This window comes from Prosthecobacter sp. GW821-HT29F12 (assembly GCF_058803405.1).
The window spans coordinates 1,364,883-1,382,704 of sequence record NZ_CM179517.1 but is presented as its reverse complement, the minus strand read 5'-3'; the positions used below and the strand labels follow the sequence as shown (position 1 = coordinate 1,382,704).

At 58.3% G+C, this 17,822-nt stretch carries 22 protein-coding genes; 10 read left to right on the top strand and 12 right to left on the bottom strand.

All coding sequences use genetic code 11. The features are described 5' to 3' along the window. Window positions 1-281: 281 nt before the first annotated feature. The 7 genes from AC3RLQ_RS05850 to AC3RLQ_RS05820 form a co-directional block, all read right to left on the bottom strand. Window positions 282-1,907 carry a sialate O-acetylesterase gene (locus tag AC3RLQ_RS05850; RefSeq protein WP_493035219.1) on the bottom strand — a complete coding sequence of 542 codons (1,626 nt, stop codon included), beginning with the start codon at window positions 1,905-1,907 and terminating at the stop codon, window positions 282-284. Between the two features lie 31 nt (window positions 1,908-1,938). Then, window positions 1,939-2,400 carry a ferritin-like domain-containing protein gene (locus tag AC3RLQ_RS05845; protein ID WP_493035217.1) on the bottom strand — a complete coding sequence of 154 codons (462 nt, stop codon included), beginning with the start codon at window positions 2,398-2,400 and terminating at the stop codon, window positions 1,939-1,941. 51 nt (window positions 2,401-2,451) lie between these two features. Continuing rightward, complete coding sequence (locus AC3RLQ_RS05840) at window positions 2,452-3,627, bottom strand: phospholipase D-like domain-containing protein (protein ID WP_493035215.1); 1,176 nt, start codon at window positions 3,625-3,627, stop codon at window positions 2,452-2,454. Between the two features lie 38 nt (window positions 3,628-3,665). Next, window positions 3,666-5,435 carry an AI-2E family transporter gene (locus tag AC3RLQ_RS05835; protein WP_493035213.1) on the bottom strand — a complete coding sequence of 590 codons (1,770 nt, stop codon included), beginning with the start codon at window positions 5,433-5,435 and terminating at the stop codon, window positions 3,666-3,668. Between the two features lie 162 nt (window positions 5,436-5,597). After that, window positions 5,598-5,813: a DUF3185 domain-containing protein gene (locus AC3RLQ_RS05830; RefSeq protein WP_493035211.1), complete on the bottom strand. Its 216-nt coding sequence runs from the start codon at window positions 5,811-5,813 to the stop codon at window positions 5,598-5,600. A 238-nt stretch (window positions 5,814-6,051) separates the two neighbouring features. Beyond that, window positions 6,052-6,195, bottom strand: a complete 144-nt coding sequence (locus AC3RLQ_RS05825) for an entericidin A/B family lipoprotein (RefSeq protein WP_422323133.1) — start codon at window positions 6,193-6,195, stop codon at window positions 6,052-6,054. A 95-nt stretch (window positions 6,196-6,290) separates the two neighbouring features. Continuing rightward, window positions 6,291-6,593 carry a hypothetical protein gene (locus AC3RLQ_RS05820; protein WP_493035209.1) on the bottom strand — a complete coding sequence of 101 codons (303 nt, stop codon included), beginning with the start codon at window positions 6,591-6,593 and terminating at the stop codon, window positions 6,291-6,293. A 236-nt stretch (window positions 6,594-6,829) separates the two neighbouring features. Here AC3RLQ_RS05820 and AC3RLQ_RS05815 point away from each other — a divergent pair, with 236 nt between their 5' ends. After that, window positions 6,830-7,390, top strand: a complete 561-nt coding sequence (locus AC3RLQ_RS05815; RefSeq protein WP_493035207.1) for a L,D-transpeptidase — start codon at window positions 6,830-6,832, stop codon at window positions 7,388-7,390. A 98-nt stretch (window positions 7,391-7,488) separates the two neighbouring features. After that, window positions 7,489-7,737 carry a GlsB/YeaQ/YmgE family stress response membrane protein gene (locus AC3RLQ_RS05810; RefSeq protein WP_422323127.1) on the top strand — a complete coding sequence of 83 codons (249 nt, stop codon included), beginning with the start codon at window positions 7,489-7,491 and terminating at the stop codon, window positions 7,735-7,737. 375 nt (window positions 7,738-8,112) lie between these two features. Here the strand turns inward: AC3RLQ_RS05810 and AC3RLQ_RS05805 are convergent, their stop codons facing one another. The 3 genes from AC3RLQ_RS05805 to AC3RLQ_RS05795 all read right to left on the bottom strand — a co-directional run bounded on the left by AC3RLQ_RS05805 (window position 8,113) and on the right by AC3RLQ_RS05795 (window position 10,592). Then, window positions 8,113-8,568: a hypothetical protein gene (locus AC3RLQ_RS05805; RefSeq protein ID WP_493035205.1), complete on the bottom strand. Its 456-nt coding sequence runs from the start codon at window positions 8,566-8,568 to the stop codon at window positions 8,113-8,115. A gap of 19 nt (window positions 8,569-8,587) precedes the next feature. Then, a complete protein-coding gene (locus AC3RLQ_RS05800; RefSeq protein WP_493035203.1) occupies window positions 8,588-10,120 on the bottom strand; it encodes a phenylacetate--CoA ligase family protein in 1,533 nt (510 codons plus the stop codon). A gap of 94 nt (window positions 10,121-10,214) precedes the next feature. Further along, a complete protein-coding gene (locus tag AC3RLQ_RS05795) occupies window positions 10,215-10,592 on the bottom strand; it encodes a peptidase inhibitor family I36 protein (protein WP_493035201.1) in 378 nt (125 codons plus the stop codon). 140 nt (window positions 10,593-10,732) lie between these two features. On the opposite strand from AC3RLQ_RS05795, the gene AC3RLQ_RS05790 reads away from it, so the two are divergent. Genes AC3RLQ_RS05790 through AC3RLQ_RS05780 form a run of 3 tightly spaced genes read left to right on the top strand, consistent with a single transcriptional unit; the run spans window position 10,733 to window position 11,889 of the window. Then, a complete protein-coding gene (locus AC3RLQ_RS05790; protein ID WP_493035199.1) occupies window positions 10,733-11,188 on the top strand; it encodes a DUF6496 domain-containing protein in 456 nt (151 codons plus the stop codon). Window positions 11,189-11,248: 60 nt separating this feature from the next. After that, the gene (locus AC3RLQ_RS05785; RefSeq protein WP_493035198.1) at window positions 11,249-11,524 is read left to right on the top strand and encodes a hypothetical protein; all 276 of its coding nucleotides are present in this window, start codon (window positions 11,249-11,251) and stop codon (window positions 11,522-11,524) included. Then, window positions 11,521-11,889, top strand: a complete 369-nt coding sequence (locus AC3RLQ_RS05780) for a hypothetical protein (protein WP_493035195.1) — start codon at window positions 11,521-11,523, stop codon at window positions 11,887-11,889. The genes AC3RLQ_RS05785 and AC3RLQ_RS05780 overlap by 4 nt, the downstream gene beginning before the upstream one ends. 90 nt (window positions 11,890-11,979) lie before the next feature. Here AC3RLQ_RS05780 and AC3RLQ_RS05775 read toward each other — a convergent pair whose 3' ends face one another. Then, window positions 11,980-12,210: a YMGG-like glycine zipper-containing protein gene (locus tag AC3RLQ_RS05775; RefSeq protein ID WP_493035193.1), complete on the bottom strand. Its 231-nt coding sequence runs from the start codon at window positions 12,208-12,210 to the stop codon at window positions 11,980-11,982. 195 nt (window positions 12,211-12,405) lie between these two features. On the opposite strand from AC3RLQ_RS05775, the gene AC3RLQ_RS05770 reads away from it, so the two are divergent. The 4 genes from AC3RLQ_RS05770 (at window position 12,406) to AC3RLQ_RS05755 (ending at window position 15,305) form a co-directional block, all read left to right on the top strand. Beyond that, the gene (locus AC3RLQ_RS05770) at window positions 12,406-12,693 is read left to right on the top strand and encodes a hypothetical protein (RefSeq protein WP_493035191.1); all 288 of its coding nucleotides are present in this window, start codon (window positions 12,406-12,408) and stop codon (window positions 12,691-12,693) included. Window positions 12,694-12,787: 94 nt separating this feature from the next. Continuing rightward, a complete protein-coding gene (locus AC3RLQ_RS05765; protein ID WP_493035189.1) occupies window positions 12,788-14,077 on the top strand; it encodes an amidase in 1,290 nt (429 codons plus the stop codon). A 7-nt stretch (window positions 14,078-14,084) separates the two neighbouring features. After that, window positions 14,085-14,855: a hypothetical protein gene (locus AC3RLQ_RS05760; protein WP_493035187.1), complete on the top strand. Its 771-nt coding sequence runs from the start codon at window positions 14,085-14,087 to the stop codon at window positions 14,853-14,855. An 84-nt stretch (window positions 14,856-14,939) separates the two neighbouring features. Next, complete coding sequence (locus AC3RLQ_RS05755) at window positions 14,940-15,305, top strand: four-helix bundle copper-binding protein (RefSeq protein WP_493035186.1); 366 nt, start codon at window positions 14,940-14,942, stop codon at window positions 15,303-15,305. 36 nt (window positions 15,306-15,341) lie between these two features. Here AC3RLQ_RS05755 and AC3RLQ_RS05750 read toward each other — a convergent pair whose 3' ends face one another. Next, complete coding sequence (locus tag AC3RLQ_RS05750; RefSeq protein ID WP_493035184.1) at window positions 15,342-16,928, bottom strand: hybrid sensor histidine kinase/response regulator; 1,587 nt, start codon at window positions 16,926-16,928, stop codon at window positions 15,342-15,344. A gap of 230 nt (window positions 16,929-17,158) precedes the next feature. On the opposite strand from AC3RLQ_RS05750, the gene AC3RLQ_RS05745 reads away from it, so the two are divergent. Continuing rightward, complete coding sequence (locus tag AC3RLQ_RS05745; RefSeq protein ID WP_493035182.1) at window positions 17,159-17,647, top strand: cupredoxin domain-containing protein; 489 nt, start codon at window positions 17,159-17,161, stop codon at window positions 17,645-17,647. Window positions 17,648-17,822 lie beyond the last annotated feature (175 nt).

Sequence of the window (17,822 nt, the reverse complement as noted above, 5' to 3'; positions counted from 1 at the left end):
TGCGCCTGAGCAAGGCAACAGGAGGCCTCGCCACCTGCAAAAACAAACGAGAGAGCAGCCTCCTGCGTTCGAAAAAAGGGCCGTTTTTCCAGCGTGTCCGTCATGATCCTGACATCGCGCATGCCAGTCTTTTTGGTTGTATGAAACTGGCTGCCATCCACTCCCCTTCAATGACTGCCACTCAGGTTTCGTTGCATGACATATGAAGGCCGCTTCGAGGTGCTGCTCTTTGCCCCTTAAAGACTGACGAAAGTTGGCAAACCGCTCGTTCCATCCGCTCTCTACGGCTTGCTGACTCCGCCCTTGGGCGGCAGCGATGCATTGTCCATCGGCCAGTCATCCGTTCGAAACGGCGCCGCAGGCATGCTGGCCGCATTGATCAGATTGACCTCGGGATTGTTCGCCCAGGCATAACGCACCGCCACCGGCTTCTGAATGCCGCTTTGTGACACGATGACCTCCTTGCCTTGGATGCGCGCATCCGCCCACTGCCAGTGCTGGCTTTCATCGGCAATGGCAAAACCTTTTACCACCGCGCCGCCGTCGGCCGTTTTCAGCCCTTCAGCATGCTGAAATCGAATCACGACTTCACTGCCCTGAACAGCATGGCTTTCATACTGCGGCCCGCTCCACAGGATTTTTTCACCATAGACTTTCGCCCGCGCCCACAGTGCAAGTCGGTGCCCCACCTGCAGCTTGTTCGTGGGATGCAGGTTCACCGCGTCGCCAATATCAAGATTGACGGTCATCCCCGTATTGGGAACCGCGAGCGCCTTGGACTGCGCCTCACGCAGCCGCGCCCAAGTGGCGGGGGCATTCGGTTCGGCTTCACGTTTTTGGAAATTGGGCAGCTGCACCCAGGCGAAGGGAAACTCCTTGCCCCAGCGCGCGCGCCAGTCGCGGATCATGAGAGGAAGCTGCACGGCATAAAGCGGACCATTGCCCGCGTTCGACTCGCCCTGATACCAGACCGCTCCACGCAGCGCGTAGGGGATCAGCGGCGCGATCTTTCCATTGAACAAGTTACCGGGGCGGTTGGGATGGAGAGGATCGCTGCCCACATAAGTCGGCTGTGGAGGTGGGGGCAGCTTGGCCGCCTGCGCCGCTTTCACAGCATCCTGCCATTGCTTTTTGGCGGCCTCATTTTTCGCCCGGTTGTCGGGCTGCTCAAACAAATCCACGTCCTTCTGCCAACGCTTCAGCAGCGGCTGCAGCGCCGCTTCCTTTTGCATCGCCTCCATGCTCGTCCAGGATTCGATCGCCGTCCCACCGACGGATGAGTTGATCAATCCCACGGGCACTTTCAAAGTCTGATGCAGCTCCCGCCCAAAAAAATAGGCGACCGCCGAGAAATTGGCAACGGTTCGCGGGGAGCAGCCCTGCCACACACCCTTGCTCTGCTCCTGCGGCGTCGTGGCCGTGAAGGACTGCACAAAATACATGCGAATTAGGGGGAAATCAGCCGCCGCCATTTCCTTTTCGGCATCCGCCACCCCTTTGACCGTCATCGCCATGTTGGACTGTCCGGAGCACAGCCACACCTCCCCCACCAGCACATCTTTGATCACCTCGGTGCTTTGTCCGGACACTCGCAGGATGCCCGGATCTTTGCTCGCCGGCAGCGGGTCCAGCACCACCTTCCAGTGGCCGTCTTTATCAGCCTTGGTGATCTTGGTCTGTCCCGCAAAACTCACATTCACCTCCTGCCCGGCCTCCGCCCAGCCCCATACCGGGACGGGCTGGTCACGCTGCAGCACCATGTGATCTTTGAAAATCGCCGGCAGGGTGATGGCGGCGCGGGTGCTGAGCGTCAGCCCGGCGGCAAGCAGCAGCATCAGACAAGTACGCATGGCATTGAAAGGAGGCTGGTTCATGGCGGTGCGTCTGCGGTTAGATTTGGGCTTCATGTTGAATCAGTGGTACCGCACCCTCCACCCATCACTCGGCTTCGATCACGGGGTTGTCAATTCCCAGCGCCTCGGCCAGATCCATGAAATGATCCTGCTCCTGGGCGATGATTTTGCGCAGCACCTCACTCAGCGCATACTCTCCCATGGACTCCGCCTGGCGTATTCTCTGCCGATAGTTGCGGATCGTCTCCATCTCATTCTCGAGGTCAAATCTCAGCATCTCCTTCGGCTTGTCGGACATCTTCACCTCTTTGGGAGTCGTCGTCGGTGTACCGTTGAAATAGTCGATCTGCTTGGCGATCTGAATGGCATGGCTGAGCTCCTCCGCGGCATGCAGAGCCAGTTCATCCGCGATGCTCTTGTATTCCGCCCCCTTCAACGTCTGGCTGTAAACCACATAGGCAATGATGGCTTGGTACTCGCGGGCAAGATCTTCATTCAGAAGATCGATCATTTCTTGGCGGCTGGTGATCGGAGCGGGGGTGTTCATGGCAATGGGTGGTTACTCAACCATCGCGTTCCATCCCGTGTATGGATGTGCTCAATTCCAGCCGGACCTGGAGCTACGGCGGGGAGAAGTCTCTCTTTTTTGCACAAAGTATTGGGCCACCCCCAGATCCAGCCGGGTGAAAATGAAGCGGGCCAGCTTCTGCTTCAGTCGCTGCCACCAGTTGGACGGCCTCCGCCATGAAAGGGGCTTCACCCGCACACTGTGGTCAAGATCCCTCTCAAAAGTGCACCGCGCCTCTTTCGCCAGCGCCGCGCTGCGAATCCGCAGCATGACTTCAAAATTGATGGCCAGGCTGCGTGGATCGATGTTCGAAGATCCGATGTAAACAATGTCATCGAGAATGAGCACCTTGGCATGCAGCACCTGCGGCTGGTATTCATGGATCTGCGCGCCACGGCGCAGAAAGCCCGAGTAAAGCGCACGCGCCGCGACCTGCAGCAGAGGCACATCACTCTTTCCGGGAAGCAGCAGGCGAAAACTGTGCGCATGTCTGGCGGCGCGCAGCAGCATTTTTTTGACGCTCCCCACCGGCAGGAAGTATGCCGTGGTGATGGCAATGTCACGTGCATGCCGAAGATCATTGTGCAGGGCGCGCTGAAACACCCCCTGCTGCAGCCCCGGCCGTACGAGCAGCAGTGACACGTCTGCTCCAGCCTTCACCCAGCCGCTGCGGCTGTTTTTGCGCGCACGCCATATTTGATTCCCGGCGATCTCCACCTGCGATTCAATCGAGGCGGCAAGGTGCCGCACCACCGGTCCTTCGACAGCGATGCCACCATCCCGCCAGCCATCATCAACGCCGTTTCCTGCATATTCAGGAGCGACGTTGCACCCGCCGACGAAGGCTTGGGTGTCATCCACCACGAGCAGCTTGCGATGATCACGAAACGACCAAAAACGCCAGCGCACAGGATTGAACCATACAACCTTTCCTCCCAGGCGGATCAGCTCGCTGAAGTAGTTCCGATGCAGCCCCCAGCAACCCACGTCATCCAGCAGCAGCGTCACCTGCACACCCCGGCCAGCGGCTTCGGTCATGGCATCCCGGAATCGTTCTCCTGCCTTCGATGCACGAAAGAGATAGCACTCAAAGAGAATGCTCGTCTGTGCCGTGACGATGGCTTCAATCTCAGCGCTGAGATACTTCTCTCCCGTGTCATACCAGCGAAAAGCATGACCGTCCGGCGTGGTGAGAAGCGGTTGCACATCCATAGATGAGGCAATTGGGGCGCGGTGTCATCAGCTCATTGCACCAGGTTTTCCAGCACCTCCCGCGCTTCTTTAAATGAAGACACCACCCAGGTCGCTCCCGCTTCACGGAGCGGCTTGGGGTCGTGCTCCTGTCCAGGAAGGCACCAGCGGCAGACGAGGATCTTGAGGTCAGGCAGTTTGCCTCGCACTCGGAGGCAGAGATTTTTGGCATCGTGCCGCGCACGCAGGGGCATTGCGCTGATGCAAAACACGGCCGGCTTCTCCACTTCCAGCTCATGCATCAGCTCGCCAGTGAGCCTCGGCCCATCATCCACCTTCAGCGCGATCGAGCCGGGCAGAATCGCTCCAAGCATCTCCAGCGCCTGCGCATCGGCCTCGCCATGCAGGGCCCGCCCATAAACCCTCAGCGCCTGCGTTGCACCAGCAGCACCACTGTCAGTGCTCTCCTTCAACGACTGGAAAGCTGAGCGCATGCTTCGATAAATCTCCGCCGATTCCTCACGATCAAGCTTTCCCAGCACTTCCTCGCGTCGTGTCAGGGCCAGTGCAGGAAGGGCAATGTCTTCCAGCGTTTTTTCATAGCCTTCTTTTTTCAGCGACAATTCCACCAGGTCCTGCGCGGCGTCTTCATTGCCTGCCAGATGGTATTGATAATAGCTCAGGTGCGGCTGCGGCAGTGGATTTTCCCCCATCAGAATGTCCACCCACTCAAGTGAAGGCGCATGCTTGCAAAACACCACGATGCAGACCGTGAGCGGCGTCGCCAGCACCAGCCCCACCCCGCCCCAGAGCGATGTCCAGAAAGCGATGGCCAGCAGCAGCGCAAAGTCTGACAACCCCACGCTGTGCCCATAAAGCTTCGGCTCCAGGAACATGTTCGTCAGCAGTTCGAGAACGATGATGAAGGTCACGACCACCAGCGGCTTCGTCCAGCCATCAAAGATGGTCAGGCTCAAACCAAAGAGCAAAATGGCCACAATCCATGAGCCTGCATACGGAATGAAACGGGAGACCGCCGCCAGCACCCCCCATAGCAACACATAGGGAAGCCCGATCACGCTGAGCCCTATTCCCAGCACCAGCCCATAGATGGCATTCACCGTGCTCTGCATCAGAAGGTAGCGGCTGATGCGGTCGCCCGATTCATCGATCGCCTTCGTCGTCAGCGTGAGCCGCCCATAGCCCACCAGTCGCGCAACACGCTGACTGATGTCGTTCAGGCGCAGGAGCATGAACACCACAAACAAAATCACCACCGCCGCCATCCCCAGCGCATCGGCCAGCGTAGACACCACCATGTTGAAAGCCTTCATCAGCATGCCCTCCCCGTTAAACTGGGATGAAAGCGCGGCAGCAGGCGGAACTGACGGTGCAGGTGCAGCGGGCGCAGCAGGTGCGGCAGGAGCCGCAGCAGCAGGTTTGGGCTGGCTCACATCACCCACCAGCTGGCGCAGTCGCACGATGATCTGGGTTTCTCCAATTTTATGCAGCGACTCCACGCGGCGCTGAATGTTCTGCTGATGATTCGGCAGATCATTCGCGAGGTTCGCCAGTTCTCCGCCCAGCAGCCACGCCACCAGCGCCAGGCTGGAAAAGCACACCATCGTCACCATGCCAAGACTCAGCACACGCGGCACCCCCCAGCGGCACAGTCTCTTGACCAGCGGATTGAGCAGAAACGTGAACAAACTGGCTAGCGCCAGCGGGATCAGCACCTCCCTGCCCACATAGAGTGTGCCGATCACCAGCAACGCGCTGACGAATTTGATAAAGTGCGACAGCGTGCGGTTGAATGTGTCCATGAAAATGTTTGTGAGGAAGCCATGATCAGAAGGCCTTCCTTGCGCTTGTTAATCTTGATCCGCACCACTTCTGGATGTGTCAAAACCCTGCACAGGCGAGATTGCCCCGGCTGCTTTAACAACGGCTTCCCAGGATGTCACCACGCTCGTCTGGCTGCCAGGCTAGTTCCCTTTGGACCTGAGCAGCATCAAAACACCGCCGATGACCAGCACGCCGCCAAGGACTGGCGGCAGGTAAACGAAGTGCTCTTTTTCTGCAGTCACCTGGATGGGGCCCAGGTCAATGGCCTTCTCCCTCGTGGTGTAAGTGAAGCCCTCGTAGGCAAGCATGACGCCGCCGATGACGATGAGCAGGATGGCAATGATGGATGGTTTCATGGTAAGATTGATTGGCGGGTAAAAAAACGATTTCGTAGAATTGGCCTCAGGCCAGCTTCACGGATCAGCGGTGGATGACGGAGCTCGTGGTTCAGTGGCGCAGAAGTCATCCATCTGGCGCTGCGCTTCACGGGCATGAAACTCTTCCATCATCGGCCTCTCCACGCCATGAACCAAGCGTTGATTGCAAGCCTGTCGGCTGCATTGACAACGCTTGATTCAAGAGTGTGGGCATCGGCTATCGCGAGGCACGCTCAATGTGGCTGCCCACATGTTCCACGTCCTGGCCAAAGCCACGAACGGTGCGGCAACTGGTGCCGATGAGAGTCCAGGCGGCAGACGCAAGGACAAGAAGAGCGAGGCGTGTGGTGGATGTTTTCATGGTGTTGTTGTGCTGGAGGTTGCGAGTTTGGGGGAAATGGGCTGCATTCATAAGAGCAGGCTCATTCGCTGAGCCCGCTCCCGGCGTGAGCCTTGTTACTTCTTCTCCGCATCCACTTTGGCCTTGGCGGCCGCCGCGTCGGCATCGGCTTTTTTCTTTTCAGCATCCAGCTGCGCCTGGTCCGCTGCCTGCTTGGCTTCGATGTTGGCCTTTTCGATCTTGGCATTGATTTCCGCCTGCGCTTTCGCCTCTTTGGCCTTGGCGTCCACGGCATCCTTCTGATGCTCGATCGCGGTTTTAGCCGCATCGTTTTGCGCGTCAATCGCTTGCTTCTGCTTGTTGCAACCGACGGTCAGGACGGTCGCAAAGGTGAACATGATATATAGAATGTGTTTCATAGGTATCAGGGTTGGCGATTAAAGAATCGTCTGTCAGAGTCCGGATGGATGGGTCTGCTTGATGAAGTGAAGCCGTCATGACAAACGTTGCGCCTCGAATGCCCGTCCACATGGGAAGACATCCACGATAAAAAGATATGAAACAGCCAACGAAGAGCCTGCTGGCCATCGCACATCTGTCTCTGTTCCTCCTTCCGTGGGGACTCTTGAGCTGCGCGCCGTCATGCCCCTGCCCCATGCCGCCGCCGAAAAAACATTCATCATGGCTCGCCATCTTCTCCCGGCCCTGTCCCTGTCCTCAGCCGCCGCCGACTCAGCGCATTGTCGTCAGTGTGGAGCAGCAGATGATGGTGACGTTTGAAAACAATGTTCCGAAAAAACGCTACCCCGTCAGCACTTCCAAGTTTGGCCTGGGCGACAAGCTTCGCTCCAATCAGACACCCTTGGGTCGGCTGGAAGTCCTCGACATCATCGGCGAAGGCCTGCCCAAGGGCTCCCTGCTGCGTGGACGCGAACCCACCGGACAAATCCTGCGCGCCAACACACCCGGGTGTGATGCCATCGTCACACGCATCCTGCGGCTGCGTGGCAAGGAGCCGCAGAACGCTCGTGCCTTCAAGCGCTGCATCTACATCCATGGCACCACCGCTGAAAAATGTCTGAAAACCGCCGCGTCATGGGGATGTGTTCGCATGGGCTCACGGGATATCATCCGCTTGTGTCACTGGGTAAACCCCGGAGCCCGCGTGGACATCGTTCCCGGCAAACTGCCTGCTCCAGAGATGCTTCCACAATAAGTCCTCCTCATAAAAGAATCCTGCATTCTCATGCAGCCGCATTGTCACTGCGCGGCGATGTGACGATGTAACTCACACCCTTCCACCCCACTTGATTTATGTCTTTTCTCTGGATGCTTCTTATTGGACTCTTCGCCGGCGCCATCGCCAAATTTCTCACCCCCGGCAGAGATCCCAGCGGTTGCCTGGTGACCATGCTCCTGGGCGTGGTGGGCTCCATGCTGGCCGGATACCTTGGCCGCGCTGCGGGCTGGTATGCTGAGGGCGAACCCGTCGGCTTCATCGCCTCGGTCGGCGGTGCAATCATCATCTTGCTGGTGTTTCGCATGATCAAAGGACGCTCTTGATCCGGGTTGCCCGCGCTCAGGACCAGTTCTCACCCCTTGCGCGCAGCCTCTTATATTACGGCTCGCATAATTGGCAGACATTAGATCTTCAAGATAGTTCGGTTCTGCCCACAGGCACCAATCTTTGCGCTCCTGGCAGGGAGCAGAGAAATTAGCCGGTGGTGCAGCGAGGCTTGCCGAGCGAGAACCACCGGATCACACGAACGATGCATTCTTACTCAAGAGCGCATGCCGGAGGTATGCGAGAACCGTGCGCAGACTGCTCGTCGATGCTAGGCGGCGGAACGCTGCACAGCTTGGTGGTTACGCTTCGCTTGCTCCACAATTGTATCCCTCTAGCGAAGCCCTTCTGCCACTCTCATACACGCTCCTCCATTACCCCTTGCGCGCAGGTGCCAGTATCCGGGTCACCGTCGCTGGAACCGTCAGCCGTTTTTGCTCCGCAGGCACCATTCCATTGACGAATTCGGTGATCCATGGCCGGGAGCATTGCACTTCAGCAATCTCCAGCACCGTCGGGCTCTGCACTCGGTAATGCACGGTCAGTTCAATCAACTCCTTCTCACCGTGAAGATCCATCACCAGAAAGATCTCCTGCGCAGCACTGTCCAGTTTCAACTCCTTGATGCGCCCAAGCTTTTTTAAATGATAACGATTGGCGAACCACATCGCCAGATGCTCCAACGCCGCGTCTTTGAAGTGGCTGGCCCATGAAGAAAAATCCATGCAATAGAATCGTTTGTGGTCGGTTTGTTGGTGGCAGTTCTGCTCGATCTGTTCAGATAGTTGATTCCGCATGCCTGCAACCACCGCCACATGATTCTGCATCATTGCTGAAATTTGGCAGCCCTCAGGAGATCAACACCGCAGAACCATTCTCTTCAGTCGCAAAATCTTCTGCGACGCTCTTCAAAGAAGGATCCAAATCTTCAGGAATCCCCGCGCGACTCACCATGCGACGGAACTTGGCCGTGCGCGCATCCGTTGTCAGATGCGGCACTGACTCCAGGCGGATGTCCAGATCTTGCCGCAATCCAGCCAGCTCCAGCCGTTCATCCAGCCGCTTCCTCGCTGCCACCAGATCAGGAGTGGCTCCAGGGATGGGCTCCAGCCTGACGACAATGCGGTTCCTCTCCACCTGCTCAGCCTGCCATTCACGCACCTCACGCCGGTAGTCGAAGGCATGCTGGAATGGATAGGCCGTCAATGGGCGGAAGCCCGTGGCTGTGTGCACCCAGAAAAAGTCCGCGGCTCGTCCCACGATCTTTTCAATCCGTGGCATTCGATTCCCGCATCCGCACGGCTCCGTGGCCATGATGATCCTGTCACCGATCTCATAACGAATAAAAGGCTGCACGGTGTTGGCCAGATTTGTCATCAAAACTCTGTGTCCCAGCTGCCCGGGTGGCACCGGCTGGTAGTTTTCATCCACCACCTCCAGAATGGCCCAGTCGGCATTCACATGCGCTCCCGGTGCCGCCGGGCAGCCATTGGTCAAAAACATGCATTCTCCTGAGGCATAGTTGTCCATCAGCGGCACTCGAAAAGCCTCCACAATACGTCGCCGTGCAGGCGGCGTGAGCGTTTCGCTCCAGGTCACCACCTGCCGCAGCTTCGGCAGGCGAAACTGGTCAATCTTCAGTGACAGCAGATCCAGCGTGGTCGGTGTGGCGCTCAGCACATTCGGACTGAACTCATTGATCTTTTTCACCAGATCGGGATCATTCGCCGGCACAAACAGAAAGCTCATGTACACATGCATGTACTCCGGCAGCCGCTGCCAGACCCACGCGGAAGGAAAGAACCCTTGCTGATTGATGACCACCGCCAGACGGGCCGGCTCGCGCAGCGTGCGCACCGCATCAAGGAAGCCCAGGAAACCGCCGCGATGACCGAAGTGGCCCCGCGTCATCTGAAAGGCAAACAGCAGATCCAGCACCAGTTGATTCTGCACGATCAGTGTGGGCTGTCCCTGGCTGCCTGAGGTGTGTGAGACCGCGTATTTCCCGAGAAACGGCTGCTTCACATTCCGAATGTCCTCAATGAACTGCTCCACTCCGGCACGCGTCACCGCAGGATCAGTCACCACCTGGTCGAAATGATTCATCAGGTCCGCCTTCGTCGTCACCGGAAATTTCTCAAGGTCCGTGCAGCCCACATCAAGGTGGCGAAACTTCTCCCGGTAGTAGGACGAGCGCACTCGGGCGATCTCAAGCAGGTGCTTCAGGCGCTGCCGCTGCTCCTCCTGCACACGGGTTGGGTTCATGCGCGTCGCCCGAAATTGCACGCCAGTCCAATAGGAACGCTCGATGCATGACAGCACGTTGCCCGCCTTGGTGCTGCTAGTCTGGTGCAGGGAGTTTTTCATCGCGTCAGGCTTCATGGGCGTGCGGATCCTTGCTGACTTGGCTGTGAGAGAAAAAAATGGCAGCCTTGCGTGGCAAGGAGAGCCACTGCCCTCCCTGCTCACGCATCACTTACGGCTGACGATCAAACACCTTGATGGATTCCGCCTGATCATCCATCTCCCCAAGGTTGGCAGCCGTCGTGTTGGGGCCGATGATGATGCTGGCATCTTTGAAGTCTTTGTCCTTGTAGAGGACAAGCCAGCAGCCAGGGCCGGTCTGCACACTGCCGATCGTGTTGTCCCAGTCACGCCCCTTCAGGTGTTTGAGGGAGGAGTAGGATGATGGGCCTTGAACTTGCACCACCTCGCCACGGAATCCCTTGTGTTCGTAGAGGTTAGCGTAGCAGTTGGGATTGTAGTATGCGGGGGATGTGTTGGGCAGATGTCCCGCGCAGCTCGCCAGGGTCAGCACTCCAATCAGAGTAATAATAGTTTGATGCAGTTTCATGATCGTAGGGGGTAGTTTTCCTTCACCCTCCTATCGGTTCACTGACTTCACGTGGATGGGGAAAATTCCCCCGCACCACTCCGCACCCGCCCGTTGATGATTCATCCGGCCGCTCTCGCGTTGATTTACGAAACAACGGCATGCCCCGTCAACGCACCATCGCCCTCGCACGCCGCGATCAGCGCCAGGGCAAATCAGCCTCCACCCAGGCTGGCAAGTTCGTTCGCGAAGAGATCGAATTGATTCGCAAGGGCGCCCACGGTGCACGCTCCACCAAAGAAGCCATTGCCATCGGTCTCTCCAAGGCACGACGTGCGGGTGTCAAACTGCCGCCACCAAAGCCTGGCAAAGCATCCGAAAAGACTCGTGAGAAAGCCCGGCGTGATTTGGACAAGGCCAGTCAAGGCGGCCACCAACCCGCTTCACGCAAACGCTCGCGTGCGACGCTGGACGCATTGAAGCGTGAAAGCAGAAAGCCAGCCTCCAAGTCCGCGCTCTCACAGCAGGCGCGTGCCGCCGCAAGCCGGCGCACGCCCGCCGAGCGCTCTGCATCCGCCAAAAAAGCCGCTCGCACTCGCGCTGCACACAGCCGCTGAGCAGCCCTGTCCGCGCACAGCATCCTGATCAATCATCTCACCACCTTTCAACCCTCTCATATGAATACCGAACCCATCCCCCAAACCACCGAAAATTTTGTCCATCGTCTCGTGCATGACGCTGACACCATGGCCCGCAACGAACCCGCCAAAGCCGTGGCCGCAGTCATCGGCCTGGGCCTGGCTCTCCACGTGCTTCCCACCCGCTTGCTTGTCGCCAGCGCGACCGCCGTCACGCTCACCATGCTGCGTCCCGCTCTGCTGACGCTCGGCATGGTCAAAGCTTTCGAACTCTGCACTCCTCCCGCCAAACAACCTCAAATCCTCCTGCCATGATCGATCCCTCTGTCATTCCACCCACGGACGAAGAAACCCCCGTCACCCGGGCCGCCCCTGCCACGCCTTTCAGCCAGTTCGAAAGCCTGATTCGTCGTCATCCTTTCACCGCCGCCTTGGCCACCCTCGGCTTCGGCTGCGCTGTCAGCCTCGTCGTACGAGAACTGCTGGCTCCACCACCCTCCCCGAAACAACGTGCCCTTCAACTGCTCGAGGATATCCAGAGCCGTCTCGCTGAAATCGCCGAACCCGCCTATGACCGTGCCAGCGATCTGGCCGATGAAGGTGTCAGCACCGTGAAGCGCGGACTGGATTCCGCGAGCAGTTCCAGGCTGGGCAGCCGGCTCAGACATCTCTTCTCCTGAGCAGTTGCGAACTTGGAAAATACAGAGCTGAAGTCCTTCGACTTCAGCTCTTTTTCTGTCCGATCTGTGAACCGGAGCGGGTCCGTTCCACTAATGATAGTAACGGTAGTGGCGGCGATCATGCGCACCGCCAATCATGTTTCCCGCCAGTGCGCCGAGACCTGCGCCAACGGCAACGCCGCCAAGATCCCGGCCGATGAGACCGCCCGCGACACCGCCGCCGACAGCACCTATCACCGTGCCTCTGCGGGCTGCCGGCCCGTTGCTACAGGAGGAGAGCGAAAGAGAAGAACACACAATGACAAATAGGATGGTTTTCATGGAAATGAGGATTGAGGGTTTCGGCAATAATGTTTCATGCCAGATAATTTTCGGACCTCGTCCCTCTGACGGTTGTACTTCTCCTGTCCGGAACCCATGCCGCGCACTGCACCCGGCGCCCTTTGTTTGCGAACGATGCAGCCATCGCGCCAGTCAGCCACGATTCCGTTGCACATTACAACCTCTGAATTGATCATGAAAACACGCCCCATCATCTGCCTGTTGTTCGGCTGCACGCTGCTCCTCTCCTCCTGTGATTATCCAGTGTACCCCGTGGGTGGTGTCGGTGTGGGTGCCGGCTATTACAGCACACTGCCTCGTGGTTATAACTCGCCCTACTATCATCACAACAACCGCTACTACTATGGCGGGCGTTATGAGCCCGGCCGCTTCTTCTACAACGGTCACCATTACACCGGCCGCTACTATCACGGTGGTCATTACTTGTACGGCGGCAATCATTACGGCCATCACCATCATTGATCGCACAGCTTGGATGCGGTCAGCCTGACATTCACGCATCAGGAACTCTTCAGTTGTGAGCCTGCCTGCCTGAGCACCCATACAATGCATTCAGATGAAAAAACATTCCTGCATCACCCCACACGCCTTGATTTCAGGAATGTTGCTGGCGGCTTTGTTGGTGGGCTGCTCCATCGAAAATCGTCGGACCAGACACGCGCGCGAGCACGCCTTCATTGAGTATCATCCGCTGCTTGATGACAGCGGCCGCCTGCGGCTGGCGGTCAAAGACAACATCGACCTCAAAGGAGAGGTCACCTCGGCCGGGTCCGAATACCTGTCCCGCACCAGCCCGCCCGCAGCTCGTGATGCTCCGTGTCTGGCGATCGCACGGGAGCGCCATATACCGATCATAGGAAAGACCAATCTCACAGAGCTTGCGGTGACAGTCTCCGGCGAGAACAGCCATTTCGGCACCCCTCGCAACCGCTTCGATGGCAGACATGAAGTGATCCCTGGTGGCTCCTCCAGCGGCTCGGCCGTCGCGGTCAAAACCGGCATGGCAGACGTGGCCTTCGGCACAGACACCGCAGGCTCCATCCGCGTGCCCGCAGCCTGCTGCGGCGTGTACGGCTTGAAGACAACCTTCGGTCTCGTGCCCATCCAGGGCGTGGTTCCCATTTCCCCCAAATATCTGGACACCGTCGGTCCACTCGCCAGAGACATCGATCATTTGGTGCAGGGCATGGACCTCCTGCAGCGCGGCTTCAAAGCCCGCTATGCCGCAGCACGTGCAGCAAAGCCAGCGGCCAGCCAGATCAAAATAGGTCGTCTTTATCTGGATGGCACCGACCCCGCCATCGACAAGGCCATCGACGACACCCTCGCCGCCAGACATTTCAAAGTGATCCCCCTCTCTCCCGCCTTCAAAAAAAGCTGGGAGCAGGCGCAGAAAGACGGAAAAGTGGTGGCGGCAGCGGATGCATGGCTCAGCAACCGCCAGTATGACGACAAGAAAGGCGTCAGCTTCCTGACCAAGGCCGTCTTTGCACTCGGTGAAGTGCAGTACCACACCAGCTATGCCGCCGCGCTCCAGCGCCGCGCACAGTGGCAGCAGACGCTGCGTGAAGTCTTCAGGCAGGTGGATTTCATAGCCGTGCCCACTCTCCAAAATCTCCCGCCCAAATTTCCCTTCTGGGGGTCCACCGTCGTGTTTGAACTGCGCGTGTTCAACATGCAGAACACGGCGGGGGTCAACTATGCCGGCAATCCCGCGCTTGCGGTCCCCATTCCCCTGCCAGCAGTCAAGAAAACCGTGCCCGTCACCAGCCTCCAGCTCATCGGACGCCCTAGAAGCGAAGCAGAGCTCCTGAATGCAGGCCGCTTGATCGAATCCAAATCCTGATACTGCCATGCCACTCCCCTCATTCATCCAGGCCCTGGGCTTCACCGCCATGCTGCTGGCAGGCACGCTCTCCTGCCCCGCCGAGACCGCGGGCGAACTCATCGCTAAAGGGGACAAATACGACGCCACCTTTGATGCCAACCGTGCGCTGAACTACTACCTCCAGGCGGCGGAGCTCGAACCGAACAACGTGCCGCTGCTGCTGCGCATGGCGCGTCAGTATCGCTACCTGCTCGCGCAGGCCAGGTCCCCTGCGGAAAAGCTCAACTATGGCAACACCTCGCTGGGCTACGCTCTGCGTGCGGCCAAGCTCGCACCGCACGACTCCGAGGCCCAGCTCTCCCCCGCCATCACCTACGGCAAGATGCTGCCCTTTGAAGGCAGCAAGGCTCAGGTGGAAATCTCGCCGCGCATCAAGGCCGCCGCCGACAAGGCCATTCGTCTTGATCCGCGCAATGACACCGCCTGGCATGTGCTGGGCCGCTGGCATCAGGTCCTCGCCAACGTGGGAGTGCTCAAACGCGCCCTGGGCGGAATCATTTATGGCAAGCTTCCCGTCACCACCAACGAAGCAGCCGTCAAATGCTTCGTCCAGGCCATCGCCATCAATCCTCACCGCCTGCGCCACTACATCGAACTCGGCCACACCTACGCGCAGATGGGCAACAGCACCGAAGCACGCCGCTTCCTCGAAAAAGGTTTGTCCATGCCAGATCAGGAGCATGACGACCCGGAGCTGAAAGTGAAAGGCCGCGAGACGCTGGCAAAGCTGCCTTGACGTAAAGCATGCTCCGGCTGCAGAAAGCACGCGCATTCCACCACAACCATCCGGGCATTCAGCGGCGATGTTTTATCAGCCCCTATGAATCCCCACGTCACTGATCTCACGCAGGAGGAATGCCTCAAGCTCTGCCTCGACTGCCACCACATCTGCCTTGAAATGGCGATGCACCACTGCCTCCAAACCGGCGGCAAACACACCGAGCCGGAGCATTTCCGCCTCATGCTCAACTGCGCAGAAATATGCCAGACAAACGCCAACTTCATCCTCAGCAGCTCCAATCTTCACGTCCTCACCTGCGGGGTGTGCGCAGAGATCTGCCGCCTTTGCGCCTCAAGCTGCGAAGCCCTCGGCGAAATGGAAGGCTGCGTGCAAGCCTGCCGCGCCTGCGCCGATTCATGCGAACGCATGGTGGCGCTGCATGCTCTTTCGAAGGCTGTGGTGTGATATACCACACCCGGCAGACAGGGTGGGGCGGCCTCTCTACCTCTCCCCTTTTAGGCTCATCAGATTCTGGATGGCCGCCACCAGTTCCTCCGTGTTCACGGGCTTGCCCAGGTGCATTTGAAATCCGGAGCGCAGACTGCGAATGCGGTCCTCCTGTCGCAGCAGAGCCGTCAGGGCAATGGCGGGTATCGAAGCCCCGTCTTTGAGATTTCTCATTTCCCGCAGGAGGTCATACCCGTCGCGCCCCGGCATGCCGATGTCGGTCAGCAGCAGATCGGGCTTGAAGGTCTCCAGGCATGCCAGGGCTTCATCCACGGAAGCCGCCGCATGCACCACGGCATGGTGCCGCATTAATATTTTCTTGAGCACCGTGAGGGAATCCTCTTCGTCATCGACTGCCAGGATGCGATAGCCAAAGAGGTCTCCCTTTTCCATCCCTGCATCCAGCATTGCATTCCTGTGGGCCGCCGTGGATTTCCTTTCATCATAATGCGCGGCCGCCACGGGCAGTGAAATAATGAACGTGGCTCCCTGATCCCTGCCTCCGCTGCGTGCATTCAGGTGGCCGCCATGCAGCTCCACCAGGTGCTTGGAGATGGAAAGGCCCAGGCCCAGCCCGCCTTGGTGGCGGGTGGAGGAGGCGTCCCCCTGGCGAAACCGTTCAAAAATCAGTGGCAGCAGCTCGTTGGGGATGCCCATGCCATTGTCACGCACCGCCAGTTCCAGATGCGAATTCACCCGTTCCAATGTGATATGAATCCGGCCGCCTTTCGGGGTGAACTTGGCGGCATTCGTGAGCAGGTTCCAGATGATCTGCTGCAGCCGGTTGCGGTCCCCCATCACCACGCCGTTGACGCTGTCAAAGGCGGTGGTCAGTCGCAGGTCTTTTGCCTGCAGCATGGGCTGGATGGAACTGATGGCTGCCGTGCACACGGCCGCCACATCCAGAGCCTGCAGATCCAGCACAATCTTGCCCGTCTCTATGCGGCTCATGTCCAGCAGGTCTTCGATCATCTGCACCTGGCTGCGCGTATTGCGCTCGATGGCGGCCAGCCCCTCCTCCAGCTCCGCCTTTTCCAGATGATCGCTCTTGAGGATTTCAAGCCATCCCACAATCGCATTGAGCGGTGTGCGCAGTTCATGGGAGAGAGTGGCCACAAACTCCCCCTTCATGCGGTCATTCCGCTTCACTTCCTCCATCATCAGTGCCAGCTGCCGCTGCGCCTCCTTCTGCTCGGTGATGTCCCGCGCCACCTTGGATGCACCGATGATGACACCGTCGTTGTTGCGAATGGGTGAGATGGTCACTGACACATGAATCTCGCGGCCGTCTTTCCGCACTCTAACAGTCTCGAAATGATCCACCCGTTCCCCTAGTTGCAGTCGCCGCAGGATTTCCGGCTCCTCCTCCGCGCGCTCTGGTGGGATGAGCATGGCAATGGGATTCCCGATCATTTCCTCCTCGTTATAACCAAAGATCCGCTGGGCCCCTGAATTCCAGCTGGTGACAATGCCCATGAGGCTCTTGCTGATGATGGCGTCGTCCGAGGATTCAATGATGGCGGCCAGCAGAATTTCCGCAGAAGGACGATCATTGGCAAACATGGAAGAAGGATTCGTCATGGCTGAAGTGGGTGCACGGATGCCTTCGCGTGGTGCACAACGGGGATAATGTCAAGGACCCGGATCAAGACCACCTTTCATTCCCGCGAAAGCAACTACTTTACCCGGCACCTCCCCCTCGGGCAGATAAAGTCAGCGAGCGAGTAAGAATTGCGCCCTGATCCCTTTGTCAGGCATTTTGCGTATGACATGGGCACACGCGCTTCCATGAGTTCTGCCGAACTAAGGGCATGAAAGCGACAAACCTTATCATACTGGCTTGCGCTGCAGCGATCTCCTTCACTGCCGCGGAAGATAAAACAACGAACAAAACCACCGGCGAAAAGGCCAAGGAGTTGCTGAAGAAGGCCGAGGATAAAACCGTGGCCGCCGGACATGCCGTGATAAACGGAACCAAGAAGGCTGGCCGCGCCATCGCCGATGCCGTCACCCCGGACTCGGACGCCGCCAAAGTCGATGTGAACATCAGCGACAGCGACATCTCCATCCCGAAAAAACTCAGCTCGGGCAAGACCGCTTTCCTCGTGAAAAACACCGGCAAAGAAAAGCACAACTTCCACATCAAAGGCAAAGGTGTGGATGAGAAGTTCCTCTTGGACATCGCGGCCAATGACACCAAGGTCATGCACGTCCAGTTGAAACCCGGCACCTACCAGGTCACCTGCCCTGACAAAGAAAAAGAAGGTGCCGCAATGAAGCACACGGTGACCGTCGAATAAAACGAAACGGCACCCCGGCACGCTGCGGCGAAAGTGCTTCCTGTGAGGCCATGGCAAGACGCCATGGCCTCACTTTTTTTGCAACATTGCATCCGCGGCAAAAGTCCACGGCGCTCATCAAACCCGACCCAGCGGCGAAAAGCGTATCAGAGAATCCCGCAGGTGATTATGGAAA